At 59.6% G+C, this 13,647-nt stretch carries 16 protein-coding genes; 2 read left to right on the forward strand and 14 right to left on the reverse strand.

Annotation, left to right across the window (positions count from 1 at the left end; all coding sequences use genetic code 11):
• Positions 1-9 precede the first annotated feature (9 nt).
• The 14 genes from CFBP5499_RS11140 to CFBP5499_RS11205 form a co-directional block, all read right to left on the reverse strand.
• Positions 10-792, reverse strand: coding sequence for a hypothetical protein (locus CFBP5499_RS11140; RefSeq protein ID WP_080824452.1), 783 nt, complete (start codon positions 790-792; stop codon positions 10-12).
• A 15-nt stretch (positions 793-807) separates the two neighbouring features.
• On the reverse strand, positions 808-1,227 hold the full coding sequence (locus tag CFBP5499_RS11145) for a lysozyme inhibitor LprI family protein (RefSeq protein WP_080824451.1): 420 nt from the start codon (positions 1,225-1,227) through the stop codon (positions 808-810).
• Between the two features lie 9 nt (positions 1,228-1,236).
• Entirely contained in the window at positions 1,237-1,593 is a 357-nt protein-coding gene (locus CFBP5499_RS11150; protein ID WP_080824450.1) for a GFA family protein, read from the reverse strand.
• Position 1,594: 1 nt separating this feature from the next.
• Positions 1,595-1,900 (reverse strand): urease subunit beta, encoded by a 306-nt coding sequence (locus CFBP5499_RS11155; RefSeq protein ID WP_080824449.1) that lies wholly within the window; start codon positions 1,898-1,900, stop codon positions 1,595-1,597.
• Between the two features lie 18 nt (positions 1,901-1,918).
• Positions 1,919-2,176, reverse strand: a complete 258-nt coding sequence (locus tag CFBP5499_RS11160) for a DUF1272 domain-containing protein (protein ID WP_080824448.1) — start codon at positions 2,174-2,176, stop codon at positions 1,919-1,921.
• A gap of 11 nt (positions 2,177-2,187) precedes the next feature.
• Positions 2,188-2,490: an urease subunit gamma gene (locus tag CFBP5499_RS11165; protein ID WP_063948239.1), complete on the reverse strand. Its 303-nt coding sequence runs from the start codon at positions 2,488-2,490 to the stop codon at positions 2,188-2,190.
• 106 nt (positions 2,491-2,596) lie between these two features.
• The gene (locus tag CFBP5499_RS11170; RefSeq protein WP_175416693.1) at positions 2,597-3,448 is read right to left on the reverse strand and encodes an urease accessory protein UreD; all 852 of its coding nucleotides are present in this window, start codon (positions 3,446-3,448) and stop codon (positions 2,597-2,599) included.
• The gene (locus tag CFBP5499_RS11175; RefSeq protein WP_080824447.1) at positions 3,355-4,608 is read right to left on the reverse strand and encodes an alpha/beta hydrolase family esterase; all 1,254 of its coding nucleotides are present in this window, start codon (positions 4,606-4,608) and stop codon (positions 3,355-3,357) included. The genes CFBP5499_RS11170 and CFBP5499_RS11175 overlap by 94 nt, the downstream gene beginning before the upstream one ends.
• A 253-nt stretch (positions 4,609-4,861) precedes the next feature.
• Positions 4,862-5,557, reverse strand: a complete 696-nt coding sequence (urtE, locus tag CFBP5499_RS11180; protein ID WP_080827232.1) for an urea ABC transporter ATP-binding subunit UrtE — start codon at positions 5,555-5,557, stop codon at positions 4,862-4,864.
• Positions 5,558-5,644: 87 nt separating this feature from the next.
• Positions 5,645-6,406 carry an urea ABC transporter ATP-binding protein UrtD gene (gene urtD / locus CFBP5499_RS11185; RefSeq protein ID WP_080824446.1) on the reverse strand — a complete coding sequence of 254 codons (762 nt, stop codon included), beginning with the start codon at positions 6,404-6,406 and terminating at the stop codon, positions 5,645-5,647.
• Between the two features lie 4 nt (positions 6,407-6,410).
• Positions 6,411-7,583: an urea ABC transporter permease subunit UrtC gene (gene urtC / locus CFBP5499_RS11190; RefSeq protein ID WP_080824445.1), complete on the reverse strand. Its 1,173-nt coding sequence runs from the start codon at positions 7,581-7,583 to the stop codon at positions 6,411-6,413.
• Positions 7,580-9,193, reverse strand: a complete 1,614-nt coding sequence (gene urtB / locus CFBP5499_RS11195; RefSeq protein ID WP_080824444.1) for an urea ABC transporter permease subunit UrtB — start codon at positions 9,191-9,193, stop codon at positions 7,580-7,582. Before urtB ends, urtC begins: the two co-directional genes overlap by 4 nt.
• A gap of 275 nt (positions 9,194-9,468) precedes the next feature.
• Positions 9,469-10,758 carry an urea ABC transporter substrate-binding protein gene (gene urtA / locus CFBP5499_RS11200; protein WP_080824443.1) on the reverse strand — a complete coding sequence of 430 codons (1,290 nt, stop codon included), beginning with the start codon at positions 10,756-10,758 and terminating at the stop codon, positions 9,469-9,471.
• Positions 10,759-10,994: 236 nt separating this feature from the next.
• The gene (locus CFBP5499_RS11205) at positions 10,995-11,201 is read right to left on the reverse strand and encodes a DUF2735 domain-containing protein (RefSeq protein WP_173987533.1); all 207 of its coding nucleotides are present in this window, start codon (positions 11,199-11,201) and stop codon (positions 10,995-10,997) included.
• A 478-nt stretch (positions 11,202-11,679) separates the two neighbouring features.
• Here CFBP5499_RS11205 and CFBP5499_RS11210 point away from each other — a divergent pair, with 478 nt between their 5' ends.
• Together CFBP5499_RS11210 and CFBP5499_RS11215 are read left to right on the forward strand one after the other, a co-directional pair.
• Positions 11,680-12,714 carry a glutamine synthetase beta-grasp domain-containing protein gene (locus CFBP5499_RS11210; RefSeq protein WP_080827230.1) on the forward strand — a complete coding sequence of 345 codons (1,035 nt, stop codon included), beginning with the start codon at positions 11,680-11,682 and terminating at the stop codon, positions 12,712-12,714.
• Positions 12,715-12,875: 161 nt separating this feature from the next.
• On the forward strand, positions 12,876-13,646 hold the full coding sequence (locus CFBP5499_RS11215; RefSeq protein ID WP_080824442.1) for an SDR family oxidoreductase: 771 nt from the start codon (positions 12,876-12,878) through the stop codon (positions 13,644-13,646).
• Position 13,647: the final 1 nt, after the last annotated feature.

A 13,647-nucleotide genomic window follows, 5' to 3' on the forward strand; every position in this document is an offset into this window, starting at 1 on the left:
GAAACAAAGTCAGGCAACTTCATCCGTTTCAGTGACATCGCTTTTTATCGGTAAATCCACCACGCACCCGGGCAAAGCTCTGATGAGCGCGCGTGTCATGCTGGCAAAGTCGTTGGCGAGAAAAAGACGTTCGCTGGCGTTCACCAGAAAATCGTCAGGAAGAGTCTTAAACAATCGGAGCTGAGCCGAGACGCTTCCATGAGCGGTATCGTGAACGTCTTCATATTTGTAACTATAGCCTGCCGCCTCTGCCGCTGCCACGACGTAATTCAACCTTTGCCGTATATCGGCTTCACCAGCCAGGTCGGCATCCAGAAAATACGATACAACGAAGCGCTTTACATTCACTTGAACATATATTTTCTGCTCCACGCCGTAAGCGAGCACGCGGTACTGACAATAATGATTGCCGTGGTCGTAATTCGCCATTATCCGCGTCTTGGTCACAAGTGGATTCGGCCGATAGGCTCGAGTGAGCTCTGTGAAGAGGCTGTCCTTGTAGTCAACGATGCGCAAGGCATCCGGGATTTCCCGGATAAGAAAATCCTCGGTTCTTTTTTTCAAAAAGGACACGTTTACGTTAAATCGCGTATAAAAAACGATTGCGATAACGCCCAGTCCGGCGGCACAAGTCTGCGCAAGCGTCAACCCAGTGGTAACCACCCCCGCATCGGCTTTTTCATTCAAAAGAACTAAAACGACCGCTATCGAGAGCAGGAAAAAAAATATCGCGAGCGCCGTTATGACGATCTTCGCACGGCGCGGAATATATAAAATATGTTCGTTGGTCATGGGCTCAGGCTGTACTCAAAACTGGTCGGTTAACGCTTTTAGTTCTTCCGCGCGCTTGCTGCTCATATCGGCGAGGCAGGACGCGATCAGCATCGGCTCCATCGAGCCACCACGCGCCTGAAAACCTGATAGCGCGCAATTGGCGTCGCGAAATGCCACCCATGCGCGCTGGGCGGTCACCAGAGCGTCGGTCGCGCCCTTGCTGCTTGCGTCGGCCGTTTTGTCACGGTCGGCAAGCTGCTTGCGAAGCTTCTGATACGCGGCGTTTAAATCCTTGTCGGCCTTTTCATGGTCCTGGCCGGCGCAGATTGTCATATCCGCCTGCGTCTGCGGCGCCTTGCAGTCGGGCGCGTCGTCGGCAAGTGCAGGGCCTGCCGCGCCGCCCGTCAGCAACAGCAATGCTGCGGCTGCGAGGCGGAAATTTTGCGGGTTCATCGCCATCGCTCAGGCCGCCGCGCCGTCGAAAGCCTGCGACGTCAGCGCCCTTGGATCGACGCCGTCGAGACAATTGGCATTGACCGCCACCATCGGCGTACCGTCAGGCCCATCGGCATAGGCAAAGCTTTCAATGCCGCAGGTGGAGCAGAAGAAATGATGGATCTTGTGCCTGTTGAAGAGATATTCGCTCAGCGTGTCCTCGCCGGAAAGCAGGGTGAATTTCTCCCGCGGCGCAAAGGCGAGCGTGGAGCCCAGACGCTTGCAGCGCGAACAATTGCAGATGACGGTATGGTCAAGATCGGCATCGACCTCGAAGCTGACGCTGCCGCACTGGCAGCTTCCATGATAATGCGCCGTCGCCATTTCATAACCTCCCCATGACCTGTTGACGGAAACCATAAACCTCACGCTTGCCGGACAGCGGCACCAGCGTCACTTCCCGCTTCTGGCCGGGCTCGAAACGCACCGCCGTGCCTGCGGGAATATCGAGACGCATGCCGCGCGTCCTGTCGCGGTCGAACAGGAGACCGGCATTAGTCTCGAAGAAGTGATAATGGCTGCCCACCTGCACCGGCCGGTCGCCCGAATTGGCCACTTCGATCGTCACCGTCGGCTGGCCGGCATTAAGTTCGATGGTGCCTTCTGCGGCAATGATTTCGCCTGGCTTCATGAGTGTTTCCCCTTGTTTTCAGGCGGCAGTGGCGGATGCGCAGCCTTCGGCCTTCAGCACTCGCTTCGTTGATGCCGGGTTGTTGACGAGTTTCGCCGCCGTGCGGACGGGCCTGCGCACCAGTTCGCCGCCGCAATTCGGGCAGGCGCCTTTGAGCACGCCGGTCACGCAATCAACGCAGAAAGTGCATTCGAACGAGCAGATCATCGCATCCCTGTTGTCAGGCGCAAGATCGCGGTCGCAACATTCGCAATTGGGCCGAAGCTCCAGCGCCATGTCTAGCCCCCTCAGCGTATCGGTTCGTGAACGGTCACCAGCTTGGTGCCATCAGGGAAGGTCGCTTCCACCTGCACGTCGTGGATCATCTCGGCAATGCCATCCATCACCTGATCACGGGAAATCACATGCGCACCGGCCTCCATCAGATCGGAAACGGCGCGGCCGTCACGGGCCCCCTCGACCACGAAATCGGTAATCAGCGCAATCGCTTCGGGATAGTTCAGCTTCACGCCGCGCTCCAGCCGGCGGCGCGCCACCATGGCGGCCATGGAAATCAAAAGCTTGTCTTTTTCTCTTGGGCTAAGGTTCATCGTCGTCCCGCAGCTTGGCATCTGCCCCGCAAACAGGCTTGCGGGAGATCAGATCCGACATTTGACAGCCCCCGAAGGATGCCTGTCACGAGGCGACCTTGGGGGTTTATAGATTCCAGACTTTCGGCACTGGCGCGCCGTTTCGCAAGAGCGAAATGATCGGAAAAAGCAATTTTCTGAGGGAGAAACCGTCCGCTGCGGAGACGCGCACGACAAGCTTGCCCTGCCATTCGCTGGCGCCGCCGCTTTCCCCGGCAATAGCCCGGATTTTAGGCAGAAGCGCCTCGGCCAGAGGCCCGATATAAAGCAGCGTCGCAAAGGCGACCTGACCGGCCAGAACCGCCGGTTTGGCGGTCAGCTGCGCCACTTCGCCCGCAAGCAGAAGTTCTTCGGCATGTACCAGCTTGCCACCGTGGCGAATACGCCAGCGGTCACGGAAAAGCCCATGCGTCATCGTCTCGCCCATGGCCTGGCGGCCAAGCAGAACGGCTTCGACGGCGATGAATTCAGAGGATTGGTCGAGATCGGCTTCGAGCCTTCGGGTGAGCGATGCCCGGTCGAAGAGGATGGTTTCCTGCGGCAGCCAGTGCAGTTTCGCGCCCGGCCCGGCAGACACGCGGGCCATGACCGTGGCTGTGCCTGATGATGCCTTGTAGACCTTCTCGCAAGCCTGCGTGGTCACGACAAGCGAGGTGCCGGCACCGGCCACTGCCTGCCATTCGATCTCATCTCCGCCGGTCAACCCGCCGGAGGAATTGATGAGGATGGCTTCAGCCTCATTGGAAAAGGTGTCCGGCAGGCGGATTTTGGCACAGCCTTCCTGGAACAGCTCGTCCAGCCGACTGCGCCCTTCGACGGCCTTGGTTACAATGCGTCCTCTGCCACGGGCGCGCTGCTGCCGGACAGGTTGAGCGTCTTCGCGACCGGAAGCGCCGATGGCTTGCTGTTCTGGCTGCACGCGGTCTCCGAAGCGGTTGCGGAAGCGGATACGGCCTTGGCGCCGCAATCCTTCTTGACGACGGCGTCCACCACCAGCTGCCCTTCCGTGTTGCGGAAGAAATCCCACATTCTTTCGGCCGCATCAACCGTGCGCATCACTTCGCCTGTGGGCATCTTGCGCTCCACGGCGGGTTCGGCCTTCGGCGTCTGCTCGCCGCCCGGCTTGCGGGTGACGACGGCGCTCGCGGCCAGCACTTCGGCCTTCATGGTGGCGCGCGGCCAGGCATGGTCCCAGTTCTCGATGACATAGGACTGAATGCGCGCGCCAGCCTTGCAGACGTCATAGGAATTGACGGTAAAGCTCTCACCCGGCCTGGTTTTTGCGCCGCCCTTGCAGCCGTCCATCTCAGCCCAGCGCTTCAGCGCCGTTTCGCCGCTATATTGCCAATAGGACTTGCCGCCGCCCTGATAGGGGTTGGCGGGGTCTTTCAAGCCCGCAAAGGCGATGATCGACATCGGCCGCGCTGGCTGGCAGCTTGCCGCATCGGGGCCCCACTTGCCTTCGGTCTCCAGCGGATAACCGGCGCGGAGCGAAGCGACGAAACCGGCAGCGTTAAAATCCGGGTTGCCGCTGCAGATGAATTGCGACAGCATGCGCCCGCCGCCGGAATAACCGGAACCGTAAAAACGCTCCTCATCCACGCAGAACTTGCCCTTCACCATGGTGATGGCATCGTGAATGAAACCGACCTCATCCAGCCCGCCCGGACGTTTGGTGACACCGGGAACGTTCCAGGCATGGGTGCCGGGCAATTCGCCGCTGAGGCTACCCGCCAGCGCCACGACCACAAGGCCGTCACGCTCGGCCAGCTTGTCCCAGCCGCTGCGGTTCAGCTGGCCATGCGGGTTGCTGTTGGAGCCATGGAAATCGAATACGACCGGCAGCGGCTTTTTTCCATCATAGGCCGAGGGAACAAAATAGACGCCGTCGCGTTTTTCTCCGTTGGAGAGAATGGAAAAATCATGCCTGCCCGGCTCCATGCCAGGTCCGGGAAGCTGACCGCAGGTCGATGCCGACGCTGCGACACCGGTGCTCGCGCACATCGCAAGACCCAGAACCAGGGTGCGGGCGGAGCGAAACAGCCGGGTGGCCCGGCCAAGGGCAAAGTCTGGATGCATTGACACGCCTTTATTGGCACATATCTCCAACGATACGTCGGATGTGCATGGAATGTAAGGGATCAACTGTCGCGGCGTGCGAATAGACTTTTCCTGTGTCTCGCATGCAGCATTTGCGCTGCCAATAGCACAGGCCTTTATTCAATGAAATGCTAAAATTGCGCATGAAAGCCATGCTCAGGTGCATAGGCTTTCAAAATATTAATCGGCCGTTTACACGCCGTGATCGGCGCGGGGCGGTTTTAGTCTCCAATTATACTGTCAGATGACGCCGCGCCTCGGGCGTATCCAGCGTCTCGGCCAGCCCTTCATGTACGATTTCACCGCGATCCATGATGTAGACGTAATCGGCAAGCTCACGGCAGAAATCCAGATATTGCTCAACCAGTAGGATCGCCATGCCGGTGGAATCGCGCAGATATTTGATCGCCCGGCCGATATCCTTGATGATCGACGGCTGGATGCCCTCGGTCGGTTCGTCGAGGACGAGGATTTTCGGCCGCGTCACCAGCGCCCGGCCGATGGCAAGCTGCTGCTGCTGCCCGCCGGAGAGATCGCCGCCGCGCCGCGACAGCATGGTTTGCAGCACGGGAAACAGGCTGAAAATATCATCAGGAATGAACCGCTCCTTGCGCGGCAACGGCGCATAACCGCTCTCCAGATTCTCCTGCACGCTGAGCAGTGGAAAGATTTCCCGCCCCTGCGGCACATAACCGACGCCGCGCTTGGCCCGATGGTAGGGTGCCAGCCCATCGAGCGGAACACCAGCGAAACTGATCGTTCCGGCGCTGATGGCCTGCTGGCCGGTGACGGCGCGTAAGAGCGAGCTTTTGCCGACGCCGTTGCGGCCGAGGACGCAGGTGATCTTGCCCATCTCCGCCGTGAGCGACACGCCGCGGAGCGCTTGGGCCGCACCGTAATGGAGGTTGATGTTTTCGACATTTAGCATGGTGAAGCTCCATTGGCGCATTGGTGGGAGGCGCTACCCCCTCTGCCCGGCAGGGCAGAGGGGGTACGGCAGATGCAAACACCACCATCACCGTCCCAGATAATTCTCGATCACCTTCGGATCGCTCGACACGAAATCAATAGACCCTTCCGCCAGCACCGAACCTTCGGCAAGGCACGTCACCTTCACGCCCAGTTCGCGGATGAAGCCCATATCGTGCTCCACAACCACCACCGAGCGGGTCCTGGCGATTTCCTTCAGCAACACGGCTGTTTCCGCCGTTTCCGCATCCGTCATGCCCGCCACAGGCTCATCCACCAACAGCAGCTTCGGCTCCTGCGCCAGCAGCATGCCGATCTCAAGCCACTGTTTCTGGCCGTGCGAAAGGTTGGCGGCGAGATCGCCGCGGCGGTGGCTAAGGCGTACGGTCACAAGGATTTCCTCAATGCGCGCCTTGTCCTCCTCCGTCAGCCGGTAGAAGAGCGTGGCGAAAACGCCGCGCTTGCGGTTGAGCGCCAGTTCCAGATTGTCCCAGACGGTATGGCTCTCAAACACCGTCGGCTTCTGGAATTTCCGACCGATGCCGAGCTGGGCGATATCCGCCTCGTCCTTTTTGGTGAGGTCGACGCTGTCCTCAAACAGCACCGTGCCCGTATCCGGCCGGGTCTTGCCGGTGATGATATCCATCATCGTCGTCTTGCCGGCGCCATTCGGGCCGATGATGGCACGAAGCTCACCCGGTTCCACCACGAAGGAGAGGGAATTCAGCGCCTTGAAACCATCGAAGGACACCGAGACGCCATCGAGATAAAGCAGGCTTTTCGTTCTGTTTTCGGAAACGGTGTTCATGGCCTCACTCCGCTGCCTGTTGCGCCGATGTCGCGGCACTGTCATTGCCCGGCTGTTGAATGGTCCCTGCCGCGTTACGCTTCTCGCGCCGCCCGGCAAGATAATGCTGCACCGTGCCGACGATGCCCTTCGGGAAGAACAGCGTCACTGCGATGAAGAGGCCACCCAGCGCAAACAGCCAGAATTCGGGAAAAGCCCCGGTGAAATAGCTCTTGCCGCCATTGACCAGAACAGCGCCGATGATCGGCCCGATCAGCGTGCCGCGCCCGCCGACAGCCGTCCACACCACGACTTCGATGGAGTTGGCGGGGGAGAATTCGCCGGGATTGATGATGCCCACCTGCGGCACGAACAACGCCCCCGCAATGCCCGCCATCATGGCCGACACGACGAAGGTAAAGAGCTTGATGTTTTCTACCCGAAAACCGAGGAAACGGACCCGGCTTTCGGCATCGCGCACGCCCACCAGCACCTTGCCGAATTTGGAATTGACGATGCCGGATGCAATCAGCAGCGAGATCGCCAGCATTACCGCCGTCATCGCAAACAGCACGGCACGCGTGCCATCGGCCTGCACGGAATACCCGAGAATATCCTTGAAATCAGTCAGCCCATTATTGCCGCCGAAGCCCATATCGTTGCGGAAGAAGGCGAGCAGCAGGGCATAGGTCATGGCCTGGGTGATGATGGAGAGATAAACGCCGTTGACGCGCGAGCGGAAGGCGAACCAGCCGAACACGAAGGCCAGCAGCCCCGGCACGACAAGCACCATCAGCGCCGCAAACCAGAACATGTCGAAGCCGTGCCAGAACCACGGCAGTTCCTTCCAGTTGAGGAACACCATGAAGTCAGGCAGCACCGGATGGCCATAAACCCCGCGCGTGCCGATCTGCCGCATCAGATACATGCCCATGGCATAACCGCCGAGCGCGAAGAAGGCGGCGTGGCCGAGCGAGAGAATGCCGCAATATCCCCAAACGAGATCAAGCGCCAGCGCAAGAAGCGCATAGGCCAGATATTTGCCGAGCATCGACATGATGTAGGTCGGGATGCGGAAGGCGCTGTCTTCAGGCAACAGCAGGTTGGAGGCGGGCACCAGCACGGCGATGGCCAGGATGATGCCGATGGCGATGGAAATGCGGCGATCGAGCGCGCGCAGGAGGAAGCCGGTAATCATGCTTCGATCGCCCTTCCCTTGAGTGCGAAGAGACCGCGCGGCCGCTTCTGGATGAACAGGATGATGAGGACGAGCACGAGGATCTTGCCGAGCACGGCCCCCACCGTCGGCTCCAGGAACTTGTTGAGCACGCCGAGCGACAGCGCCCCGACCAAAGTTCCCCAGAGATTGCCGACGCCGCCGAACACCACCACCATGAAACTGTCGATGATGTAGCTCTGGCCGAGATTGGGCGAGACATTATCGATCTGCGACAGCGCCACGCCGGCAAGACCGGCGACGCCGGAGCCGAGCGCAAAGGTGAAGGCGTCCACCCAGGGGGTGCGGATACCCATGGAAGACGCCATGCGGCGGTTCTGGGTTACGGCGCGCATCTGCAGGCCGAAAGCGGAGCGCTTTAGGAGAACCAGCAAGGCGAAGAACACCGAGAGCGAAAAGCAGACGATCCAGACCCGGTTCCAGGTGAAATTGAGATAACCGACGCTGAAGGAGCCGGACATCCAGCCGGGACTGCCGACTTCCCGGTTGGTCGGGCCGAAGATGGAACGTACACCCTGCTGCAGGATCAGCGAGATGCCCCAGGTAGCAAGCAATGTCTCAAGCGGCCGTCCATAGAGGTAGCGGATGACGCCGCGTTCCATCACGAGACCCACGAAGGCCGTGACCAGAAAGGCGACGGGCAAGGCGATGGCGAGCGACCAGTCGAACAAACCGGGGAAATGGGTGCGGATCAGCTCCTGCACCATGAAGGTGGAGTAAGCGCCGATCATCACCATCTCGCCATGCGCCATGTTGATGATGCCCATCACGCCGAAGGTAATGGCAAGGCCGATGGCGGCCAGTAGCAGAACCGAGCCGAGCGACAGGCCGTACCAGACATTCTGCGCATAATCCCAAAAGGCCAGTGCGCTCTCGATGCTGGAAATCGCCTCGTCCACATCAGGCTTCAGGCTCGGGTCAACCGATGGCGTCGCCGCCATCAAAATGCTGATCGCATCGCGCCCGCCGAGTTTCTTGATGGTGGCGATCGCTTCTTTCTTCACCTCGAGAGGGCGGTCGGAGGAGAGCAGCGAGACAGCCCGCGCCTCCTCCATCCGGGTCCGCACCTCATTATCGGTTTCCTTTGATATGGCCGTTTCCAGCAATTCGAGATTTTCCGCGCTCGGTGCTTTGAGAACCGCATCGGCAGCAGAAAGCCGCACCGAGCGTTCCGGGCTGAGCAGGGTCAAGCCACCCATCGCGGCGCGAATGACCCGGCGCAGATTGTTGTTGACCCTGATCTTGGTAACAGCCGCCTTTGGCGCTTCGCCGGCGCTTTCGCCGGTCAGCGGATCGATGAGCGTGAAATCGGAACCCGACGGCTTCGTCATGAACACCAGATTGTCGGCCTTGCGCACGTAAAGATCGCCCGATGCGAAAGCCTCGAGCGCCGGTACGACACGCGCATCGCCCGTTGCGGCGATCTGCCCGATCAGAACTTCGGCCCGCTTGAAGTCAGCCGTACCGAGCTGGTCGATCAGCGCCTTTGGATCGCTCTGCGCGACGGCGTAGGCTGCGATCCCCATGGTGAGCCAGAGGAAGATGGCTCCGAGAAAAGATCGGATCGTCATGTCGGGGTCCTTAGGGCGTTTTTACGACGGGGCGTCGGTGCAAGTGGCTTACCCCCCTCTGCCCTGCCGGGCATCTCCCCCATAAGGAGGGAGATCGGCAAGATGCACCGCATCGCTCTATCTCGACCGAAGAGAAATGCGAGGCCTCGCCACGAGTCGATCTCCCACCTGTGGGGGAGATGCCCGGCAGGGCAGAGGGGGGCATGCTTGTTCAGTTTCCAATGAGAGAAACCCAAATAGGTCCGCCCCTCCTGCGAGGGGCGGCGCTAAGCCAATCAGCTACCCTTGCCGCCGCACTTGCCGCTGGCCACATTGAAGTTCCCGCACGACATCGGCTTGCGCCAATCCGAAATCAGATCCTTCGAATCCGGCAGATAATCCGACCACTCATCACCCACCACCTGCGGCGTCTGCTGCACGATTTCGAACTGCCCATCGGCCTGGATTTCGCCGATCAGCACCGGCTTGGTGATGTGGTGGTTGGGCATGACGGTGGAGTAACCGCCCGAAAGGTTCGGCACGGAAACACCGATGATCGAGTCCAGAACCTTGTCCGTATCGGTCGTTCCGGCGGATTCAACGGCCTTCACCCAGGCATTGAAGCCGATATAGGCGGCTTCCATCGGGTCGTTGGTCACGCGCTTGTCGTTTTTCGTAAAGGCATGCCAGGTCTTGATGAACTCGGCATTGACCGGAGCGTCTACGGACTGGAAGTAGTTCCAGGCAGCAAGGTGGCCGACCAGCGGTGCAGTATCGAGACCGGCGAGTTCCTCTTCGCCCACCGAGAAGGCGACGACCGGAATATCCTCGGCCTTGACGCCCTGGTTGGCCAGTTCCTTGTAGAACGGCACGTTGGCGTCACCATTGATCGTGGAAACCACGGCGGTCTTCTTGCCGGCCGAGCCGAATTTCTTGATGTCGGAGACGATCGTCTGCCAGTCGGAATGACCGAACGGCGTGTAGTTGATCATGATGTCCTCTTCCTTGACGCCCTTCGACATCAGGTAGGCCTTCAGGATCTTGTTGGTGGTCTGCGGATAGACATAGTCCGTGCCGGCCAGAACCCAGCGCTCGACGCCTTCGGTATTGGCGAGATAATCGACGGCCGGAATAGCCTGCTGGTTCGGTGCCGCACCCGTGTAGAAGATGTTGCGCGAGGATTCCTCACCCTCGTACTGAACGGGATAGAACAGGATCGAGTTCAGCTCTTCGAAAACAGGCAGAACGGATTTACGCGAGGAGGACGTCCAGCAGCCGAAAACGGCGGCGACCTTGTCCTGCGAAATCAGCTGGCGGGCCTTTTCAGCGAAAAGCGGCCAGTCGGAGGCCGGATCGACGACAACGGCTTCGAGTTTCTTGCCGAGAACGCCGCCCTTCTTGTTCTGCTCGTCGATGAGCATCAGCATGGCGTCCTTCAGCGTCGTTTCTGAAATCGCCATGGTGCCGGAAAGCGAATGCAGCACGCCAACCTTGATGGTGTCGTCTGCGGCAAAAGCGCCATGGAAGGCGGTGGTGGACAGGATCGCGCCAAGCAGCGCGGCACTAAGCGTCTTGCGGAACATCATCGGAAGAACCCCTCTCCTTGTTGGCCTCTCGTGGAGGCTCAGCGGCATCTGCGGCCGCTGCTGGGAGGGACTATCGATCTCGCGGAGGCGAAACCGTATACGTCAATTGACGTAGGCGGGGTGGCGAAAGCTGCATTGGGGGGTGTGGGGGATACGCGAGGGCAAAGGTGGAGCGGAACGTCCCCACTTGTTTCTCCTCCCCCGCAGGGAGAAGAAACCTACGGCACCGGCTCAGATCAGGAATGCGGCTTGCCGTCCCGCTCTTCGTCGCGGATCGCGTCATCATGATACCAGGAGCCGAAATCCACATGCGGCTCCCGTGCCTCACGCTCAAGCTCGCTTAGCCCGCCGTTGCGGAACTTGGAAACGCCCGCCCGCCCGCCAACCGGGAATTGGTAGATCGTTGCCGTCTCGCGATGAAAGCCAGTTGCCATGTCGACCATCTCACTTTGTTTGCATCGAAACATTAGATCTGGAGCAAACCCGCAAAGACCGGATTCGCTCCGTTTGATTAAAAAAAAATCACGTTGCGAAAAATATAGGCACTAATCGGTCAATCAGCAAGGAAAACCATTCCGAAAGCGCCGGTTTTTGGGGCAAATGCCAATCCGTCGCGCGCAATCGAAATCATTGCACCGCAACAGGGCGTTTTCCAGGAGCATGCCGGCTATCTATCAGGATTCAATGATGAAACATGAGGGGTGAATTTGTCTGTTGCAGTGCAGCAGAGGTAAGCTCCCGCGATATTGCAGCCCCTGCGCGCCAAGGCTTCTGAAAGATTTTTCGAAAAAATCGCCTGATATCGCCAATCTGGCACGCGGCATGCATCTAAGGGGTCAGCCCTTGAACGCGAATGCGCTTCCGGCGGCGAAAGCCACGGAAGCCTCAAGGCTTCGCATTTTTACCTATGAGAGGTTCGTAATGACTAAGTTCAAACTCGAGTACATCTGGCTGGACGGATACAAGCCGGTCGCAAACCTGCGCGGCAAGACGCAGATCAAGGAATTCGACGAATTCCCGACACTCGAGCAGCTGCCGCTTTGGGGTTTTGACGGCTCTTCCACCCAGCAGGCCGAAGGCCACTCGTCGGATTGCGTGCTGAAGCCCGTTGCCATCTACCCGGATCCGGCCCGCACCAACGGCGCGCTTGTCATGTGCGAAGTCATGATGCCCGATGGCGTCACCCCGCACGCTTCGAACAGCCGCGCCACCATCCTCGAAGACGAAGATGCATGGTTCGGTTTCGAACAGGAATATTTCTTCTACCAGGACGGCCGCCCGCTCGGCTTCCCGGAACAAGGTTACCCGGCTCCGCAGGGTCCTTATTACACCGGCGTCGGTTACAAGAACGTCGGTTCGGTTGCCCGCGAAATCGTTGAAGAGCATCTCGACCTCTGCCTCGAAGCCGGCATCAACCATGAAGGCATCAACGCCGAAGTGGCCAAGGGCCAGTGGGAATTCCAGATTTTCGGCAAGGGCTCCAAGCGCGCCGCCGACCAGATCTGGATTGCCCGCTACCTGCTGCTGCGCCTTTGCGAACAGTACGGCATCGACGTCGAGTTCCATTGCAAGCCGCTCGGCGATACCGACTGGAACGGTTCGGGCATGCACTGCAACTTCTCCACCAAGTTCATGCGCGAAGTTGGCGGCAAGGACTATTTCGAAGCCCTCATGGCCGCTTTTGCCAAGAACTGGCAGGAACATATCGACGTTTACGGCCCGGACAACCACCTGCGCCTGACTGGTAAGCACGAAACCGCTCCGTGGAACAAGTTCTCCTACGGCGTGGCAGACCGTGGCGCCTCGATCCGCGTTCCGCATTCCTTCGTCAACAACGGTTACAAGGGCTACCTCGAAGACCGTCGTCCGAATTCGCAGGGCTGCCCCTACCAGATCGCTTCGGTCGTTCTGAAGACGATCGCAGAAGTGCCGCTCGCAAAGTCGGCCGCTGCCTGATTATTGAAGACATGGCGTCGCCCCAACCGGGCGACGCCATTTTTGTGTCCACCGAACGGCTGGGCCGGACAGGCGACCTTTCGCTATCCGCCGCACCGCGTATTCTTCCTTATGCGCACATTCAAAAAGATGCTGCGCCACATAGAGAAAGAAGGTGAGCGATGGGCATTCTCAAAAAATTCTCTCTCGAAAATCGCACCGCCATCATTACCGGCAGCGGTCGCGGTCTCGGCTTCGAAATCGCCAAAGCCTTTGCCGAAGCGGACGCCCATGTCTGGCTGACCGGCCGCAATGCCGAGACGCTGGAAGAGGCGGTCAGCATTCTTCGCAAAGCCGGCGGAAAAGCCGATTACGCTGCCTTCGACATTGCCGATACGGCCACCGGGAGCGCGCTTGTTCGCCGCATCATGGACGAATTCGGCCATCTCGATATCCTCGTCAACAATGTCGGCGCACGTGACCGCCGCCCGCTTGCCGAGTTCAGCGACGAGGACGTGCTGGAGCTGATCCGCACCGACCTCACCTCCTCCATATCGCTGTCGCGTGATGCCGCAGAGGCCATGAATACCAATGGTTACGGCCGTATCATCACCATCACCTCCATTCTCGGCCATATCGTCCGGCCGGGCGATGCGATCTATCCCGTCGCCAAACAGGGGCTGACCGGGCTGATGCGGGCGATTGCCGTGGAATATGGCGCACGCGGCATCACCAGCAATGCGATTGCGCCGGGCATGTTCGCGACGGAAACCAATGCCGCGCTTTCCGAAAACCCTGAGATGGTGGCCTTTGCCAAACTGCGCGTGCCGCTGGAGCGCTGGGGCAGGCCGGATGAAATCGCCGGGGCCGCCCTGTTTCTGGCCAGCGACGCGGCCTCCTTCGTCAACGGCCATGTGCTGACGGTGGATGGCGGCATGTCGGTGCGGCTATGAG

Origin of the sequence: Agrobacterium tumefaciens (genome assembly GCF_005221325.1) — a bacterium.
Taxonomy (GTDB): Bacteria; Pseudomonadota; Alphaproteobacteria; order Rhizobiales; family Rhizobiaceae; genus Agrobacterium.

Coding starts and splice junctions, on each gene's coding strand:
- CFBP5499_RS11160 (WP_080824448.1), bottom strand. CDS start 2,176: ATGGCGCTGGAGCTTCGGCCCAATTGCGAATGTTGCGACCGCGATCTT.
- CFBP5499_RS11205 (WP_173987533.1), bottom strand. CDS start 11,201: ATGGTCGACATGGCAACTGGCTTTCATCGCGAGACGGCAACGATCTAC.
- CFBP5499_RS11150 (WP_080824450.1), bottom strand. CDS start 1,593: ATGGCGACGGCGCATTATCATGGAAGCTGCCAGTGCGGCAGCGTCAGC.
- CFBP5499_RS11215 (WP_080824442.1), top strand. CDS start 12,876: ATGGGCATTCTCAAAAAATTCTCTCTCGAAAATCGCACCGCCATCATT.
- CFBP5499_RS11175 (WP_080824447.1), bottom strand. CDS start 4,608: ATGCATCCAGACTTTGCCCTTGGCCGGGCCACCCGGCTGTTTCGCTCC.
- urtD (WP_080824446.1), bottom strand. CDS start 6,406: ATGAACACCGTTTCCGAAAACAGAACGAAAAGCCTGCTTTATCTCGAT.
- CFBP5499_RS11145 (WP_080824451.1), bottom strand. CDS start 1,227: ATGAACCCGCAAAATTTCCGCCTCGCAGCCGCAGCATTGCTGTTGCTG.
- CFBP5499_RS11140 (WP_080824452.1), bottom strand. CDS start 792: ATGACCAACGAACATATTTTATATATTCCGCGCCGTGCGAAGATCGTC.
- urtA (WP_080824443.1), bottom strand. CDS start 10,758: ATGATGTTCCGCAAGACGCTTAGTGCCGCGCTGCTTGGCGCGATCCTG.
- CFBP5499_RS11210 (WP_080827230.1), top strand. CDS start 11,680: ATGACTAAGTTCAAACTCGAGTACATCTGGCTGGACGGATACAAGCCG.
- CFBP5499_RS11165 (WP_063948239.1), bottom strand. CDS start 2,490: ATGAACCTTAGCCCAAGAGAAAAAGACAAGCTTTTGATTTCCATGGCC.
- urtE (WP_080827232.1), bottom strand. CDS start 5,557: ATGCTAAATGTCGAAAACATCAACCTCCATTACGGTGCGGCCCAAGCG.
- CFBP5499_RS11155 (WP_080824449.1), bottom strand. CDS start 1,900: ATGAAGCCAGGCGAAATCATTGCCGCAGAAGGCACCATCGAACTTAAT.
- urtB (WP_080824444.1), bottom strand. CDS start 9,193: ATGACGATCCGATCTTTTCTCGGAGCCATCTTCCTCTGGCTCACCATG.
- urtC (WP_080824445.1), bottom strand. CDS start 7,583: ATGATTACCGGCTTCCTCCTGCGCGCGCTCGATCGCCGCATTTCCATC.